The organism is Streptomyces sp. NPDC004788 (assembly GCF_053601115.1).
The window spans coordinates 17,089-33,379 of the sequence record NZ_JBSGBF010000034.1 but is presented as its reverse complement, the minus strand read 5'-3'; the positions used below and the strand labels follow the sequence as shown (position 1 = coordinate 33,379).

General features: G+C 73.9%; 15 protein-coding genes. 14 read left to right on the top strand and 1 reads right to left on the bottom strand.

All coding sequences use genetic code 11. From position 1 onward, the window contains the following. Window positions 1-5 precede the first annotated feature (5 nt). From ACWEJX_RS17325 to ACWEJX_RS17285, 9 genes are all read left to right on the top strand, one after another. Entirely contained in the window at window positions 6-671 is a 666-nt protein-coding gene (locus ACWEJX_RS17325) for an amino acid ABC transporter permease (protein ID WP_403790368.1), read from the top strand. Continuing rightward, window positions 668-1,585, top strand: a complete 918-nt coding sequence (locus ACWEJX_RS17320; RefSeq protein WP_451608280.1) for an amino acid ABC transporter permease — start codon at window positions 668-670, stop codon at window positions 1,583-1,585. Before ACWEJX_RS17325 ends, ACWEJX_RS17320 begins: the two co-directional genes overlap by 4 nt. A 45-nt stretch (window positions 1,586-1,630) precedes the next feature. Next, window positions 1,631-3,241, top strand: a complete 1,611-nt coding sequence (locus ACWEJX_RS17315; RefSeq protein ID WP_451608279.1) for a molybdopterin-dependent oxidoreductase — start codon at window positions 1,631-1,633, stop codon at window positions 3,239-3,241. Between the two features lie 102 nt (window positions 3,242-3,343). After that, window positions 3,344-4,471, top strand: a complete 1,128-nt coding sequence (locus ACWEJX_RS17310) for a sulfite oxidase (RefSeq protein WP_451608278.1) — start codon at window positions 3,344-3,346, stop codon at window positions 4,469-4,471. Window positions 4,472-4,557: 86 nt separating this feature from the next. Continuing rightward, the gene (nadE, locus tag ACWEJX_RS17305) at window positions 4,558-5,388 is read left to right on the top strand and encodes an ammonia-dependent NAD(+) synthetase (RefSeq protein WP_451608277.1); all 831 of its coding nucleotides are present in this window, start codon (window positions 4,558-4,560) and stop codon (window positions 5,386-5,388) included. A 150-nt stretch (window positions 5,389-5,538) separates the two neighbouring features. Further along, complete coding sequence (locus ACWEJX_RS17300) at window positions 5,539-5,928, top strand: VOC family protein (RefSeq protein WP_451608276.1); 390 nt, start codon at window positions 5,539-5,541, stop codon at window positions 5,926-5,928. 121 nt (window positions 5,929-6,049) lie between these two features. Further along, window positions 6,050-7,366, top strand: a complete 1,317-nt coding sequence (locus ACWEJX_RS17295; protein WP_451608318.1) for an alpha/beta fold hydrolase — start codon at window positions 6,050-6,052, stop codon at window positions 7,364-7,366. Between the two features lie 250 nt (window positions 7,367-7,616). Beyond that, on the top strand, window positions 7,617-8,510 hold the full coding sequence (locus tag ACWEJX_RS17290) for an SIS domain-containing protein (RefSeq protein WP_451608275.1): 894 nt from the start codon (window positions 7,617-7,619) through the stop codon (window positions 8,508-8,510). Window positions 8,511-8,574: 64 nt separating this feature from the next. Further along, window positions 8,575-9,321, top strand: a complete 747-nt coding sequence (locus ACWEJX_RS17285) for a PIG-L deacetylase family protein (RefSeq protein WP_451608274.1) — start codon at window positions 8,575-8,577, stop codon at window positions 9,319-9,321. Between the two features lie 178 nt (window positions 9,322-9,499). On the opposite strand, the gene ACWEJX_RS17280 is transcribed toward ACWEJX_RS17285, so the two are convergent. After that, the gene (locus tag ACWEJX_RS17280) at window positions 9,500-10,276 is read right to left on the bottom strand and encodes a VOC family protein (RefSeq protein WP_451608273.1); all 777 of its coding nucleotides are present in this window, start codon (window positions 10,274-10,276) and stop codon (window positions 9,500-9,502) included. 212 nt (window positions 10,277-10,488) lie between these two features. Between ACWEJX_RS17280 and ACWEJX_RS17275 the strand changes: the two genes are divergently transcribed. From ACWEJX_RS17275 to ACWEJX_RS17255, 5 genes are all read left to right on the top strand, one after another. Next, entirely contained in the window at window positions 10,489-11,136 is a 648-nt protein-coding gene (locus ACWEJX_RS17275; RefSeq protein WP_451608272.1) for a helix-turn-helix domain-containing protein, read from the top strand. A gap of 104 nt (window positions 11,137-11,240) precedes the next feature. Then, window positions 11,241-12,209, top strand: coding sequence for an NADPH:quinone oxidoreductase family protein (locus ACWEJX_RS17270; protein WP_451608271.1), 969 nt, complete (start codon window positions 11,241-11,243; stop codon window positions 12,207-12,209). Next, the gene (locus tag ACWEJX_RS17265) at window positions 12,206-13,399 is read left to right on the top strand and encodes an acyl-CoA dehydrogenase family protein (RefSeq protein WP_451608270.1); all 1,194 of its coding nucleotides are present in this window, start codon (window positions 12,206-12,208) and stop codon (window positions 13,397-13,399) included. The genes ACWEJX_RS17270 and ACWEJX_RS17265 overlap by 4 nt, the downstream gene beginning before the upstream one ends. Continuing rightward, a complete protein-coding gene (locus tag ACWEJX_RS17260; protein WP_451608269.1) occupies window positions 13,396-14,538 on the top strand; it encodes an acyl-CoA dehydrogenase family protein in 1,143 nt (380 codons plus the stop codon). The genes ACWEJX_RS17265 and ACWEJX_RS17260 overlap by 4 nt, the downstream gene beginning before the upstream one ends. 89 nt (window positions 14,539-14,627) lie before the next feature. After that, the gene (locus ACWEJX_RS17255; protein WP_451608268.1) at window positions 14,628-16,226 is read left to right on the top strand and encodes an ABC transporter substrate-binding protein; all 1,599 of its coding nucleotides are present in this window, start codon (window positions 14,628-14,630) and stop codon (window positions 16,224-16,226) included. The last annotated feature ends 65 nt before the right edge of the window (window positions 16,227-16,291 follow it).

The window sequence follows — 16,291 nt, the reverse complement described above, 5'->3', positions numbered from 1 at the left end:
CCGTCGTGTTCGACTTCCTCCAAGGCTACGACCTGCTGGGAGCCTTCTGGACCACGATCCGGCTGACCTTCTACTCAGCGATCGGCTCCCTGGTGTGGGGGACGCTGCTGGCCGCCATGCGCGTCAGCCCCGTCCCCCTCATGCGGGGCTTCGGCACCGCGTACATCAACATCGTCCGCAACATCCCGCTCACCGTCATCATCGTCTTCACCTCGCTCGGCCTCTTCCAGACCCTCGGCGTCAGCCTCGGCGCCACGGACTTCGACGTCATCAACTTCCGGCTCGCCGTCCTCGGACTCATCGCCTACACGTCGGCGTTCGTCTGCGAGGCGCTGCGCTCCGGCATCAACACCGTGCCCCTCGGGCAGGTCGAGGCCGCCCGCGCGATCGGCCTGAACTTCACCCAGACCCTGCGGCTGATCGTGCTGCCCCAGGCGTTCCGGTCCGTCGTCGGCCCGCTCACCAACGTCCTCATCGCGCTCACCAAGAACACCACCGTCGCCGCCGCCATCGGCGTCGCCGAAGCCGCCCTGCTGATGCGGGAGATGATCGAGAACGAGGCCCAGATCATCCTCATCTCCGTCATCTTCGCGTTCGGGTTCATCTGTCTGACGCTGCCGACGGGGCTCATCCTCGGCTGGGTCGCCAAGAAGGTCGCGGTGAAACGATGAAGCACGGGGCCACCGTCCTCTACGACGTGCCCGGGCCGAGCGCCCGGCGCCGCAACCTCCTGTTCACCCTGGTCTTCCTGGTCGCCCTCGCCGCCGTCGTCTGGTGGGTGGTGGCGAGCCTCGCCGACAAGAACCAGCTCGACTGGGCCAAGTGGTCGCCGTTCTTCACCGACTCGCAGACCTGGACCACCTTCCTCCTGCCCGCCCTGAAGAACACGGTCATCGCGGCCGCCCTCTCCATGGCCCTCGCCCTGCCGCTCGGCGCCCTCTTCGGCATCGCCCGGCTCTCCGACCACGGCTGGGTGCGGTGGGTGGCGGGCGTGATCGTGGAGTTCTTCCGCGCCATCCCGGTCCTCATCCTGATGCTGTTCGCCAATGCCGCGTACGCCCAGTTCACCGACGTCAGCCCGGACAACCGGCCGCTGTACGCCGTCGTCACCGGCCTCGTCCTCTACAACTCGTCGGTCCTCGCCGAGGTGGTCCGGGCCGGCATCCTCGCCCTGCCGGCCGGGCAGACCGACGCGGCCAAGGCCATCGGCATGCGCAAGGGCCAGACCATGACGTACGTGCTGCTGCCGCAGTCCGTGACCGCGATGCTGCCCGCGCTCGTCAGCCAGCTCGTCGTCATCGTCAAGGACACCGCACTCGGCGGCGCGATGCTCGGCTTCTCCGAACTCCTCGCCTCCGTGCGCCCGATGAGCGCCAACTACGGCGCCAACACCATCGCCTCCTTCACCGTCGTCGCCGTCGTCTTCATCATCCTCAACTTCGCCCTCACCAGCTTCGCCTCCTGGCTGGAAGGCCGGCTGCGGCGCGGCCGCAAGTCGACGGGCGCGGTCGTCGGCGTGGAGGCCGTGCAGGAACTGGCGGCACCGGGCGAACACCCGCCGGCGGGCGACGGCGACCGCACCTGAGCACAATGCCCGGCTCCACCACCTCCGCCGTCGAGAATCAGGCACATGACCGCCACGCCCCCGGCCCGCCCCACCCCTCCCGCGCACCCCGCGCCCGCCCCGCGCCGCACCCTCGCGGACCGACTGCTCGCCGCGCTCGGCGGCCTCGCCGCCGGATACGCCGGGCTCGCCGTCGCCGCGCTCGTCGCCGACCTCGTCCGGCCCGAGGCCGGGCCGATCGCCGCCGTCGGCGACTGGGTCGTCGACCGCAGCCCCACCGGCGTCAAGGAATGGGCCATCCGCACCTTCGGCGAGAACGACAAGACGGTCCTGGAGGCCGGCATCATGGTGCTGCTCGCCGTGCTCGCCGCCCTCATCGGCCTGCTCGCCCTGCGCAGCATGCCCGCCGCCGCCCTCGTGGTGGCCGCCCTCGGCGTGGTCGGCCTCCTCGCCGCCGTGACCCGCCCCGACTCCACGTCCGCCGCCGACGCGCTGCCCTCGCTCGCCGGCGCGGCCGCCTGCGCCGCCGTCCTGTACGTGCTCACCCGGCGGCTCACCGTCCCGCGCCCCGCCGCCACGGCCCCGGACCGGCGCGGCTTCCTGCTCGCCGGCGCCGGCGTCGTGGCCGGCGCCACCGGAACCCTCTTCCTGGCCCGCGGCGTGGGCGCCACCCGCTCGGAGAACGCGGGCGCGTCCCGTGACGCGCTGCGGCTGCCCCGGCCCGCGTCACCCGCACCCGCCGTACCGCGCGGCGCGCAGCTCCCCGTCGACGGCATCAGCCCCTTCGTCACCCCCAACGGCGACTTCTACCGGGTCGACACCGCCCTCGTCGTCCCGCGCCTCGACGCCACGAGCTGGCGGCTGCGCGTCCACGGCACGGGCGTGCCCCGCGAACGCGTCTTCACCCTGCCCGAGCTGATGCGCCGCGAGGTCGTCGAACGTGACGTCACCCTCGCCTGCGTCTCCAACGAGGTCGGCGGCTCCCTCGTCGGCAACGCCCGCTGGCTCGGCGTGCGCCTCGCCGACCTGCTGCGCGAATGCGGGGTCCGCCCGCCGTCCCAAGGCGGCCCGGCCGACCAGATCGTCGCCCGCTCCGCCGACGGCATGACGATCGGCAGCCCCGTCGAGACGGTCATGGACGGCCGGGACGCCCTGCTCGCCTTCGGCATGAACGGCGAACCGCTGCCCTTCGCGCACGGCTTCCCCGTCCGCATGGTCGTCCCCGGCCTGTACGGCTACGTCTCCGCCTGCAAGTGGATCACCTCCATCGAGCTCACCACCTTCGCCGCCTACGACGCCTACTGGGTGCCGCGCGGCTGGGCCGCGCAGGCCCCGGTCAAGACCGAGTCCCGCATCGACACCCCGAAGGCCTTCTCCAAGGTCACCGCCGGCCCCGCCCCGGTCGCCGTCGCCGGCGTCGCCTGGGCCCAGCACCGGGGGATCTCCCGGGTACAGGTACGGATCGACGACGGCCCCTGGCAGGACGCCGAACTCGGCGCCGAGGACAGCCGCGACACCTGGCGCCAGTGGGTCTACCGCTGGCACCCCACCCCCGGCAAGCACACCCTCACCGTCCGGGCCACCGACGGCACCGGCACCGTCCAGACCGAGCAACGCGCCGACACGATGCCGGACGGTGCGACGGGCTGGCACTCGATCGAGGTCACGGCCCACTGAGCGGCCGGCCCGACCGAAGCCGCACCGCCGCCGACGGCTCGGCGGCCGTGCGCTCCGGCTCCGCCGGATGCCGCCACGCCCCGCGCGGCGCACCATGAAGACATGGACGGCACTCCCGGACTCGGCGACGTCAGCGCCCCCGGGCGCCTCGCCGGGGCCGGTGAGGGCGTCAGCACCGCCGAGCTGGCGCTCGCCGCCCGTAACCACGGGCTGCCCCTGGAAGCGCTGCGCTACGACACCACACCGCCCGGTCTGCACTACGTCCTGGTCCACTACGACATCCCCTGCGTCGACCCCGCCGAGGCCGACGGCTGGCGGCTGAGCGTCGGCGGGCGGGTGGAGCGGCCGCTCAGCCTCGACGCGGCCGCGCTCCGCGCGCGGCCGGCCGTGACCCACCGGGTCACCCTGGAGTGCGCGGGCAACGGCCGGGCCCGGCTCGACCCCCGCCCGGTGAGCCAGCCCTGGCTCGTCGAGGCCGTCGGCACCGCCGACTGGACCGGTGTCCCGCTGGCCGAACTGCTCGCCGAGGCGGGCGTCGGGGACGGCGCCGTCGAGGCGGTGTTCACCGGCGCCGACCACGGGGTCGAACGCGGCGTCGAACAGGACTACCGGCGCAGCCTGCCGCTGGACGTGGCCGCCGACCCGGCGCGGGGCGTGCTGGTCGCGTACGCCATGAACGGCGCCCCGCTGCCGCCCCAGCACGGCCGGCCGCTGCGGCTGGTCGTGCCCGGCTGGTACGGCATGGCGTCGGTGAAGTGGCTGCGCGACATCACCGTCACCGACACCCCCTTCACCGGCTTCCAGCAGACCGTCGCCTACCGCTACCGGCAGCGCCCGGACGACCCCGGCGAGCCCGTCGACGTCATCGCGCCCCGCGCCCTGATGATCCCGCCCGGCTTCCCCGACTTCATGTCCCGCACCCGCGTCGTCCGCCCCGGCCCCGTCCCGCTCACCGGCCGGGCCTGGTCCGGTCACGCCCCGGTGACCCGGGTCGAGCTCAGCGCCGACGGCGAGCGGAGCTGGACCGACGCCGAGGTCACCGCCGACCCGGCCGGCCCCTGGGCCTGGGCCGCCTGGCACACCACCTGGACCGCGCGCCCCGGCCCGTACGTCCTCACCGTCCGCGCCACCGACGCCGCCGGCCACGCCCAGCCGCTCACCGCCCCCTGGAACCGCGGCGGCTTCGGCAACAACCTGGTCCAGCGGGTCGAGGTGCTCTGCCTCACCTGAGGGCCGGACCGCCGGTCCGGCCGGATAGAGTCGACGGTGGCCCGCCGTACCCGAGGGCCCAAGCACCGCACGACCGAGGAGCATGCGTGACCGACGCGGAGACCACCGCCCTGCAGCAGCAGATCGCCCGGGAGCTGGAGGTCTCCGAGACCTTCGACCCGCGCGAGGAGATCGAGCGCCGGGTCGCCTTCCTCACCGAGCGCCTCACCGGCAGCGGCCTGCGCAGCCTGGTCCTCGGCATCAGCGGCGGCGTCGACTCCACCACCGCCGGCCGGCTCTGCCAGCTCGCCGTCGAGCGGGCCCGCGCCCTCGGCCACGACGCCACCTTCTACGCGATGCGGCTGCCCTACGGCGTGCAGGCCGACGAGCACGACGCCCAGCTCGCGCTCGGCTTCATCCAGGCCGACCACGTCCTCACCGTGGATGTGAAGCCCGCGAGCGACGCCGCACTCGACGCCGCCCGCGCCGCCGGCGTCACCTTCCGCGACGCCCACCACCAGGACTTCGTGCACGGCAACATCAAGGCCCGGCAGCGGATGATCGCCCAGTACGCGGTCGCCGGCGCCCACGACGGCCTCGTCGTCGGCACCGACCACGCCGCCGAGGCCGTCTCCGGCTTCTTCACCAAGTACGGCGACGGCGCCGCCGACCTCGTCCCGCTCACCGGCCTCACCAAGCGCCGGGTCCGCGCCGTCGCCGCCGAGCTGGGCGCCCCCACCGAGCTGGTGTGGAAGACGCCGACCGCCGACCTGGAGACCCTCGACCCGGGCAAGCCCGACGAGGACGCGCTCGGCGTGACGTACGACCAGATCGACGACTTCCTGGAGGGCAAGCCGGTCGGCGAGGACGCCTTCGCGTCGATCGTGCGCCGCTACCGGATGACCGACCACAAGCGCCGCCTCCCGATCGCTCCCTGAGCACCGGCGCGCCCTTCACCCCCGGGTGACAGGCGCACGACCATCCGGCCGTGTCCGCGTGGCGGGCGCGGCCGGGTGCGCGGAGCGTGGTGTGCCCTGAGAGGACGTCAGCGGACAACAGCGGACGTTCCAGCGAAGGGAGAACCGCGCGTGTTCGGCAGCACCACCGCATTCAGCAGCTTCTCGGTCGACGACATCGACTCCGCCCGCCTCTTCTACGGCGGGACCCTGGGCCTCCAGGTGACGGAGGAGTCGGACCACGACATGCAGGTCCTTTTCCTCACCCTCGCCGGCGGGGCGAGGATCTTCGTCTACCCGAAGGGCGACGAGCACACCCCGGCCAGCTTCACCATCCTCAACTTCCAGGTCGACGACATCGACGCGGCCGTCGACGCACTGTCCGCGAAGGGCGTCGAGTTCCAGCGCTACCCCGGCTTCGAGGCCGACGACAAGGGCATCGTCCGGGATCCTCAGGGCCCGGAGGCCATCGCCTGGTTCACCGACCCGGCGCAGAACGTCCTGGCGATCATGCAGCGCTGAGCCCCGGCGCGCCCCCGCGCGCCCCTGCGCCCCCGCCATGTGATCCACTGTCCCGGCGGGGGCGTCACGAACAGGAGCAGTCAGCGTGTCCAGCGTGTCCAGTGAGTCCGGCGAGTCGAGCGTGTCCACCTACCGTCAGCCCGGGCTCGTCCTCACGGACCACCGCTTCACCGTTCCCCTCGACCACGCGCGCCCCGACGGCGAGACCATCGAGCTGTACGGGCGCGAGGTCGTCGCGGCCGAGAAGGCGGCGCACCGGGCAGGCCTGCCGTGGCTGCTGTACCTGGAGGGCGGCCCCGGCTTCGGCGCCCGCCGCTTCGTCGGGCCCCAGGCATGGCTCGGCCGGGCCGTCCGCGAGTTCCGGGTCCTCCTCCTCGACCAGCGCGGCACCGGCCGCTCCACGCCCGCCAACCGGCAGACCCTGCCGCTGCGCGGCACCCCGCGCGAACAGGCCGCCTACCTGGGCCACTTCCGCGCCGACTCCATCGTCAAGGACTGTGAGCTGGTCCGCCGCGAGCTGACCGGCGGCGCCCCCTGGACCGTCCTCGGCCAGAGCTTCGGCGGCTTCTGCGCCACGAACTACCTCTCCACCGCCCCCGAGGGCCTCGCCGCCGTCCTCGTCACCGGCGGCCTGCCCTCGCTCCACGCGAGCGCCGACGAGGTGTACCGGGCCGCCTACCCCCGCGTCCAGCGCAAGAACGCGGCCCACTACGCCCGCTACCCCGACGACGTCGAGCGGGTCCGGCGGATCGCCGCCCACCTCCACGAGCACGAGGTCACCCTGCCCGGCGGCGGCCGGCTCACCCCCGAGGCGTTCCAGTCGCTCGGCATCCTCCTCGGCTCCGGCTCCGGCACCCACCAGCTCCATCTGCTCCTGGAGGACGCCTTCGTCCCCACGCCGGCCGGACCCGCCCTCTCCGACGCCTTCCTCGAAGGCGTCCGCGCCGAGCTCTCCTACGCCGGGCACCCGCTCTACGCCGTCCTCCACGAGGCCATCTACGCCCAGGGCGCCACCCGCGGCCACGGCCCCACCGACTGGGCGGCCGAGCGGGTACGGGCCGAGTTCCCCGAGTTCGACGCGGCGAAGGCGCTCGACGGCGCCGGGCCGGTCCTCCTCACCGGCGAGACCGTCCACCCCTGGCACTTCGCCACCGACCCGGCCCTGCGTCCGCTGCGCGAGACCGCCGAGCACCTCGCGGCGCGCACCGACTGGACCCCGCTCTACGACCCGGCGCGGCTCGCCGCCAACGAGGTGCCGGTCGCCGCCGCCGTCTACCACGACGACATGTACGTGGACACCGCCCACTCGCTTCAGACCGCGCGGGCGATCCGGGGGCTGCGCACCTGGGTCACGGACGAGTTCGAGCACGACGGCGTACGGGCCGGCGGGCCGCGGGTCCTGGACCGGCTGCTCGCACTCGTGCGCGACGAGGTCTGACCTCCCCGTACGGGGAGAGGTGCGAGCGGGCCTCGCCGCCGAGACGCACCAGGTGCGGCTGCGGCCCCGCCTCGTGGTCCGCGCCTCCCGCGGCGCGGCCATCGGACCGGCGGCCGGGGGCGCGGCGCGCACAAAAGTCCAAGCGGTGCTCACTGATTGCTCATGGTCCGCTTCCTCCGCGCGGGATAGAAATCCGTCCGAGCCCCCCGCGCGACCGGGGGACGGCTCACCGCGCCGAGAGAGGACGGACATGACCACCCACGTCGACACCGAGATCGCCAGCCAGCCCGACTGCTGGCGGCGCGCCGCCGAACTGGCCGTCGAGCGGGACGGGCTGCTGCCCCGTACGGGCGAGCGGATCGCCGTCGTCGGCTGCGGCACCTCGTACTTCATCGCCCGCGCCTACGCGGCCCTGCGCGAGTCCCTGGGCGGCGGCGAGACCGACGCCTTCCCGGCCTCCGACCCGACCCCGCTCGGCCGCGGCTACGACCGGATCGTCGCGCTCTCCCGCTCCGGCACCACCACCGAGGTCGCCGAGCTGCTCGCCCGGGCCTCGGGCCGGATCCCGACCCTCGTCCTCACCGGCGTCCCGGACAGCCCGGCCGGGCACCACGCCGACACCGTCCTCGACCTGTCCTTCGCCGACGAACGCTCCGTCGTCCAGACCCGGTTCGCCACGACCGCGCTCCAGCTCCTGCGTGCCGCGCTCGGCGTGGACCTCGGCCCGGCGATCGTGGACGCCGAACTCGCCCTGTACGAGCCGCTGCCCGCCGCCTGGGCGCGGCAGGGCCAGTTCACCTTCCTCGGCACCGGCTGGACCGTCGGCCTCGCCGACGAGGCCGCGCTCAAGCTCCGCGAGGCGGCCCGCGCCTGGACCGAGTCGTACCCGGCGATGGAGTACCGGCACGGGCCCATCAGCATCAGCGACCCCGGCAGCCTGGTGTGGTGCTTCGGCCCCGTGCCGCCCGGTCTCAGCGACGAGGTCAACGCCACCGGCGCCCAGTTCGTCGCCGACGCCGTCGACCCGGTCGCCGCGCTCGTCCGCGCCCAGCGCCTCGCGGTCGCCCTCGCCGGCCGCCGCGGACTCAACCCCGACCGCCCCCGCAACCTCACCCGCTCGGTGATCCTCGCCGGCGCGCGCTGAACCCGGTCGCGCCGAACGGGACTGCGGCGCGGGGAGGTTGGGCCCCGCCCCGTATCCTGCGCGCATGAACGACACGCAACTCGAAGAGATGCCCGGCGACTGGCAGCGCGCCCTCGCCGTCGTCGCCCACCCCGACGATCTGGAGTACGGCTGCGCCGCCGCCGTCGCGGGCTGGACGGACGCGGGCAAGGAGGTCGGCTACGTCCTCGCCACCCGCGGCGAGGCGGGCATCGACTCCCTCGCCCCGGCGGTCTGCGGCCCGGTGCGTGAGCGCGAGCAGCAGGACAGCGCGGCCGTGGTGGGCGTGACGACCGTGGAGTTCCTCGACCACGAGGACGGCATGATCGAGTACGGGCTCGGGCTGCGCCGCGACATCGCCGCCGCGATCCGCCGCCACCGGCCCGAACTCGTCATCACCCTCAACCACCGCGACACCTGGGGCCCCGGCCCCGGCGGCTTCTGGAACACCCCCGACCACCGCGCCGTCGGCCGTGCCACCCTCGACGCCGCGGCGGACGCGGGCAACCGCTGGATCTTCCCCGAGCTCGTCGAGCAGGGCCTCGAACCCTGGAACGGCGTCCGCTGGGTCGCCGTCGCCGGCTCCACCACCCCGACCCACGCCGTCGACGCCCGCCCCGGACTCGACCGCGCCGTCCGCTCCCTGCTCGCCCACCGCGCCTACATCGAGGCCCTCACCGACCAGTCCCCGGAGGAGTACGTCCGCGACTTCGTCACCCAGTCCACCTCGCGCGCCGCCGCCCGCTTCGGCGACCGCCCGGCGGTGGCCTTCGAGGTGTTCCCCCGGGGCTAGGGGGTGTCTCGGACCTGTCGCGAAGCGGGTCCCGGTCGTCGCGAGCAGCGGTATCGGTTCTGCGGTATCGGCTTCGGCGTCAGGCTGGCACGCGGGGGCGAGTGACCGCCGGGACCGGACGACAAGGGCAGCGGGGAGGTGCGCCGCGGCACACCTCCCCGCTGCCCTCGTCGTCGGCTCACATGTCGGGGGAGGGCGTCAGGACCGCGAAGGGGGCGCCGAACGGGTCCGCGAACCAGCCGATGCGGCCGACCTGCGGCACGTCCGCCGGGGCCATCAGGACCGAGCCGCCGCTCTCCTGCACCGACGCCGAGGTCGCGTCCGCGTCCTCCACCATGAAGTACGGGATCCAGCGCGACTTGTCCGCGCCCGGCTGCAGCGGAGCCGCGCCGCCGAACGAGGCGTCCTTCAGGTCGCCCTCGGCCGTCGAGATCACCCGGTACGTCATCCCGGGCGCCTCCATCTCCTCCCAGCGCCAGCCGAACAGCCCCTGGTAGAAGCCGAGCGCGGCCTCCGGGTCCGGCACGTGCAGCTCGGCCCAGAGCAGGGTGTTGGGCGAGGAGGTGCGCTCCAGGCCCTGCACCGTGCCGGGCTGCCAGACGGCGAACTCGGCACCGGCCGGGTCGGTCAGCGCCGCCATCCGCCCGGCGTCCATCACGTCCATGGCCGCCATCCGTACCGTGCCGCCGCCCTGCTCCGTCGCCCGGGCGGTCGCCTCGGCGTCCGGGGTCTGGAAGTAGACGGTCCAGGCGCTGCTCGCGCCCTCGCCGAGCGGCCCGAGCGCGGCGACCGTCTTGCCGTCCTGCTGGAAGAAGCCGTAGCCGCCCGCGTCGGGGCCGGCCGTGGCGAAGTCCCAGCCGAAGACGCGGCCGTAGAACTCGGCGGCGGCGTTGATGTCGGGGCTGCCGAGGTCCAGCCAGTCGGGCGAGCCCTTGGTGAAGTCCGTACCGAGCATGGAGTGTGTCCCGTCCTTCCGGGGTGAAGGTCGTGCGGGGAGGCCGTGTCGTGACGGCGGATGGCCAGGTTCCGGCCACCATGGCCGATCCTCACCCTCGCGCGCGCCCCGCGCAGCCCCGGCGCCCGGCTTTCATCCGCGCGGCCCAGTCCGCCGCTGCTCCGGGCCGGCACGGTTGACAAACGAAGTTGCCGTTTCCGCAAATGGGGAAGGTGACTGAAGAAGACCGCGAAGCCCGTGACGACCGCCTCGACGACGTGCTCAGCGAGGTCGGCCCCCGGCTCCGCCGGATCCGCCGTGAGCGCGGCGCGACCCTGGCCGAGCTCTCCGCCTCCACCGGCATCTCGGTGAGCACCCTCTCCCGTCTGGAGTCCGGGCAGCGCAAGCCCAGCCTGGAGCTGCTGCTGCCCATCGCCCGGGCCCACCAGGTCCCGCTCGACGAGCTGGTGGGCGCGCCGCCGGTGGGCGATCCGCGGGTGAGGGCGAAGCCGATCGTCCGGGACGGCCGCACCCTGTACCCGCTCACCCGCCAGCCCGGCGGCCTCCAGGCGTACAAGATGGTCCAGGAGCCGGGTGCCGAGGTGCCCGATCCCCGGGTGCACGAGGGGTACGAGTGGCTGTACGTGCTCTCCGGGCGGCTTCGGCTCGTCCTCGGCGAGCACGACGTGGTGCTCGGGCCCGGTGAGGCGGCCGAGTTCGACACCCGCGTCCCGCACTGGTTCGGGCCGGCGGGGGAGCGGCGGGTGGAGTTCCTGAGCCTGTTCGGACCGCAGGGCGAGCGCATGCACGTACGGGCGCGCCCCAAGAGCCGCCGGAGCGCCCAAGGGTCCGAGGACTCCCGGAGTCCCAAGAAGTCCTGAGCGCCTGGTTCCGTTAAGCCAAGCGACCGCTTAGTATGCGCTCACCGCCGCGGTACCGACCGTGCGGTACGGAACGGATCACGAAGGCAGCTGGAGGCGTCCGCATGCAGGCATGGCGAGTGCACGAGAACGGCGAGCCCGGCGAGGTGATGCAGCGCGACGACACCGACCGGCCCGTGCCCGGTCCCGGCCAGGTGCTCCTGAAGGTCCGCGCCACCGGCCTCAACTTCCCCGACGCGCTGCTCTGCCGCGGGCAGTACCAGGTGCGGCCCCCGCTGCCCTTCACGCCCGGCGTCGAGATCTGCGCCGAGACCGAGGACGGGCGCCGGGTCATCGCCACCCCGGCACTCCCGTACGGCGGCCTCGCCGAGTACGCCGTCGCCGACGAGGCGGCGCTGCTTCCCGCCCCCGAGGCGCTCGACGACGCCGAGGCCGCCGCCCTCCACATCGGCTACCAGACCGGCTGGTTCGGCCTGCACCGCAGGGCCGCCCTGAAGGAGGGCGAGACGCTGCTCGTGCACGCCGCCGCGGGCGGGGTCGGCAGCGCCGCCGTCCAGCTCGGCAAGGCGGCCGGCGCCACCGTCATCGGTGTCGTCGGCGGCGCGGACAAGGCCGCCGTCGCCCGCGAACTCGGCTGCGACACGGTCGTCGACCGGCACGCCGAGGACGTCGTCGCCGCCGTCAAGGAGGCCACCGGCGGCCGCGGCGCCGACGTGGTCTACGACCCGGTGGGCGGCGCCGCCTACCAGCAGTCCGCCAAGCTCGTCGCCTTCGAGGGCCGGATCGTGGTCGTCGGCTTCGCCAGCGGCACCATCCCCGCCCCCGCCCTCAACCACGCCCTCGTGAAGAACTACTCGATCGTGGGCCTCCACTGGGGCCTCTACAACCTCAAGGACCCGGCCGCCGTACTGCGCTGTCACGAGACCCTCACCGCACTCGCCGCCAAGGGCCTGATCAAGCCGTACGTGAGCGAGCGCGTCCCCTTCGCGGCCGCCGCCGACGCGGTGCAGCGGCTCGCCGAGGGCCGCACCACCGGCCGGCTCGTCGTCCTCCCGGAAGGAACCCGCGCATGACGGCACACCGCCCCGACGCCGCCGAACTCCTTGAGCGCACCCGCCGGTTGCTCGCCGAGCACCCGCCGGCCGGCACCGACCGCACCGACTTCCTGCGTGCCCGCTTCGACGCCGGACTCGCCTGGGTGCACTACCCGGCCGGCCTCGGCGGGCTCGACGCGCCGCGCGCCCTGCAGGCCGTCGTCGACGCCGAACTCGCCGCCGCCGGCGCCCCCGACAACGACCCCCGCCGGATCGGCATCGGCCTCGGCATGGCCGCCCCGACCCTCCTCGCGTACGGCTCCGACGAGGTCAAGGAGCGCTTCCTGAAGCCGCTGTGGGTCGGCGAGGAGGTGTGGTGCCAGCTCTTCAGCGAGCCCGGCGCCGGCTCCGACCTGGCCGCCCTCGGCACCCGCGCCGTGCGCGACGGCGACGAGTGGGTGGTCAACGGGCAGAAGGTGTGGACCTCCAGCGCCCATGTGGCCCGCTGGGCCATCCTCATCGCCCGCACCGATCCCGAGCTGCCCAAGCACCGCGGCATCACGTACTTCGTCTGCGACATGACCGACCCGGGCGTCGAGGTCCGGCCGCTGCGCCAGATCACCGGCGAGGCCGAGTTCAACGAGGTCTTCCTCACCGACGTCCGCATCCCCGACGCCCACCGCCTCGGCGACGTCGGTGACGGCTGGCGGGTCGCCCAGACCACCCTCATGAACGAGCGCGTCTCCATCGGCGGCGCCCGCATCCCGCGCGAGGGCGGCATGATCGGCAAGGCCGCCGGCACCTGGCGCGCCCGTCCCGAACTGCGCACCCACGACCTGCACCGCCGGCTGCTCGACCTGTGGGTCGACGCCGAGGTCGCCCGGCTCACCGGTGAACGGCTGCGCCAGCAGCTCGTCGCCGGCCAGCCCGGACCCGAGGGCAGCGCCATGAAGCTCGGCTTCGCCCGGCTCAACCAGGCCATCAGCGCCCTGGAGGTCGAACTCCTCGGCGACGAGGGCCTGCTGTACGGGGAGTGGGCGATGGTCCGGCCCGACCTGGTCGACTTCACCGGCCGTGACGCCGGCTACCGCTATCTGCGCGCCAAGGGCAACTCGATCGAGGGCGGCACGACCGAGGTGCTGCTCAACATCGTGGCCGAGCGGGTCCTCGGCCTGCCCCCGGAGCCGCGCAACGACAAGGACGTCGCCTGGAAGGACCTCGCCCGATGACCGAGACGCCCGAGACGCCCGAGACGCCCGAGACGCCCGAGACGATCCGACCGGCCTCCGCCCCGTTGGATCTGCTCTACTCCGAGGCGGAGGACGACCTGCGCGCCGCCGTCCGCTCGCTGCTCGCCGACCGGGCCGACGCGCAGCAGGTGCTCGGCCGCATCGAGCAGCCGAGCCCGTACCTGCCCGGTCTGTGGGACGCCCTCGCGGGCGGCATCGGCGCCGCCGGGCTGCTCGTTCCCGAGAAGCTGGGCGGTCAGGGCGCGAGCCACCGCGAGGCCGCCGTGGTCCTGGAGGAGCTGGGCCGGGCGGTGACCCCTGCCCCGTACCTCACCAGCGCCGTCGTGGCCACCGAGACCCTGCTCGCCCTCGGCGACGGGTCCGGGCCCGCCGTCGACCTGCTCCGCGCGCTCGCGAGCGGCGCCACCGTCGCCGTCCTCGCCGTGCCGCTCTCCACCGCGCCGGGCGCCGACCCGGTGACCGACGGGCCCGTGCCCGCCGTCGCGGACGCGGCCGCCGCCGACGTCCTCCTCGTGCCGCGCGCCGACGGCCTGTACGCCGTCCCGGCGGCGGAGGCGCGGATCACCCCGCAGGTCCCGCTGGACCTCACCCGGCCGCTCGCCGTCGTCGACGCCCGCGGCGCCGGGGGCACCCGGCTCGCCGACGCGGACTCCGCCCGGGCGGCCGTGCGGCGCGGGCTGCTCGCGGGCGCCGGACTGCTCGCCTCCGAGCAGCTCGGGATCGCCGAGTGGTGTCTGGAGGAGACCGTCCGGCACACGAAGGAGCGCCACCAGTTCAACCGCCCGATCGGTTCCTTCCAGGCCCTCAAGCACCGGATGGCCCAGCTGTGGCTGGAACTCGTCGGCGCCAGGGCCGCGGCCCGTGCCGCCGCCGACGCGCTCGCGACCGGTGCCGACGACGCCGAACTGACCGTGGCCGTCGCCCAGGCGTACTGCTCCAAGGTCGCCGTGCACGCCGCCGAGGAGTGCGTGCAGCTGCACGGCGGCATCGGGATGACCTGGGAGCACCCGGCGCACCTGGCGCTCAAGCGGGCCAAGTCGGACCAGACGGCGCTGGGTTCGGCCGGCCGGCACCAGGACGTGATCGCGGAGCTGATGGACCTGCCCGCACCGCGGTAAGGGGCCGCCTACGTCCGCACCCCTCTACATACTGTTTAATTGCGACCTGTTCGCAATAACAGTTGATGTTCAAGAGGGGTGTGGACGTCTTGGGTGCCCGTACGATCCGCCGCGCGACCGCCGCGATACTCACCGGGGCCGCGGCCCTCACCGCGGCGGCCTGCTCGACACCGGGCGGCGGCGCCGCGGGCGCCGCCGGAACCGAGGACTCCGCGGTCGTCGGCATCGCCTACGAACCCGAGACCCTCAGCCCCCTGCTCGGCTACGGCAAGGACGGCAACTCCAAGATCTTCGACGGGCTGCTCGCCCTCGACGCGGACATGAGGCTCCGGCCCGCCCTCGCCGCCGCGCTGCCGACGGTCAGCGCCGACGGCCTCACGTACACCTACCGGCTCCGCAAGGGCGTGCGGTTCAGCGACGGCCGGCCCTTCACCGCGAAGGACGTCGTCTTCACGTACACGACGATCCTCGACCCGAAGACCAACAATCCCTCCCGCACCGAGCTCGACGCCCTGCGGGACGTCCGGGCCGTCGGCGACGACACCGTCGTCTTCACCCTCAAGTACCCCTACGCGCCCTTCGCCCAGCGCACCGTCCTCGCCATCGCCCCCGAGCACATCGCGGGCCGGCAGGACGTCAACACCGGCCCGTTCACCACCAGGCCCGTCGGCACCGGCCCGTACGTCCTCACCGGCTGGTCCCGGGGCGAGAAGCTCACCTTCACCGCCAACGAGCACTACTGGGGCGGCGCGCCGGCCGTGAAGAGGTTCACCATGGCCGTCGTCAAGGACGACGACGTCCGCGCCACCCGGCTGCGCGCCGGCGACCTCGACGCCGCCGTCCTGCCGCCCGCCCTCGCCGCCGGCTTCAAGGACGACAAGGCCCGGCGGACGTACACGGCGACGACGTACGACTACCGCACCGTCACCCTGCCCAGCCACAACAGGGTCGCCGGCGATCCCGCGATCCGGCGCGCCCTCGACCTCGCCGTCGACCGGCAGACCATGGTCGACCGGATCCTCGACGGCGCCGGCAGGCCCGCCTACGGGCCCGTCCCCACCGACAGCCCCTGGTTCGCCAAGGGCACCGAACGCCGCCACGACCTCGCCGGCGCCCGGAAGATCCTCGACGAGGCCGGCTGGAAGCCCGGCCCCGACGGCGTCCGAGTGAAGAACGGCGTCCGCGCCGCCTTCCCGCTCTGGTACCTCTCCGGCGACAAGCTCCGCCAGGACCACGCCCTCGCCTACGCCTCCGACGCCAAGAAGGCCGGCATCGCCCTCACCACCCAGTCCGGCACCTGGGAGGTCATCGAACCCCGCATGAGGACCGACGCCGTCCTCGCCGGCGGCGGCTCGCCCGGCGACCCCGACTTCGACCAGTACCTGCTGCTCAAGTCCTCCCTGGCCGGCGACGGCTTCAACAACATGGCCGCGTACGCCAGTCCGGTCGTGGACCGCGCCCTGGAGGACGGTCGCCGCACCGACGACCCCGCCGAGCGCCGCGCCGCGTACGACACGATCCAGCGCGAACTGGTCAAGAACCCCGGCTACACCTTCCTCACCCACGTCGACCACGTCTACGTCGTCGCCGACCGCTGGGACGGGCTCTCCACCCAGGTCGAGCCGCACGAGCACGGCCTCGGCTCCGGGCCCTGGTGGAACGTCGAGGACTGGAAGCCGAAGAAGTGAGCCGTTCCCTTCTGTTCCGTGCCCTTCCTCTCCGTTCTCTTCCTCTCCGGGCTCTTCCTCTCCAC

Coding starts and splice junctions, on each gene's coding strand:
- ACWEJX_RS17320 (WP_451608280.1), top strand. CDS start 668: ATGAAGCACGGGGCCACCGTCCTCTACGACGTGCCCGGGCCGAGCGCC.
- ACWEJX_RS17315 (WP_451608279.1), top strand. CDS start 1,631: ATGACCGCCACGCCCCCGGCCCGCCCCACCCCTCCCGCGCACCCCGCG.
- ACWEJX_RS17310 (WP_451608278.1), top strand. CDS start 3,344: ATGGACGGCACTCCCGGACTCGGCGACGTCAGCGCCCCCGGGCGCCTC.
- ACWEJX_RS17290 (WP_451608275.1), top strand. CDS start 7,617: ATGACCACCCACGTCGACACCGAGATCGCCAGCCAGCCCGACTGCTGG.
- ACWEJX_RS17285 (WP_451608274.1), top strand. CDS start 8,575: ATGAACGACACGCAACTCGAAGAGATGCCCGGCGACTGGCAGCGCGCC.
- ACWEJX_RS17280 (WP_451608273.1), bottom strand. CDS start 10,276: ATGCTCGGTACGGACTTCACCAAGGGCTCGCCCGACTGGCTGGACCTC.
- ACWEJX_RS17270 (WP_451608271.1), top strand. CDS start 11,241: ATGCAGGCATGGCGAGTGCACGAGAACGGCGAGCCCGGCGAGGTGATG.
- ACWEJX_RS17265 (WP_451608270.1), top strand. CDS start 12,206: ATGACGGCACACCGCCCCGACGCCGCCGAACTCCTTGAGCGCACCCGC.
- ACWEJX_RS17260 (WP_451608269.1), top strand. CDS start 13,396: ATGACCGAGACGCCCGAGACGCCCGAGACGCCCGAGACGCCCGAGACG.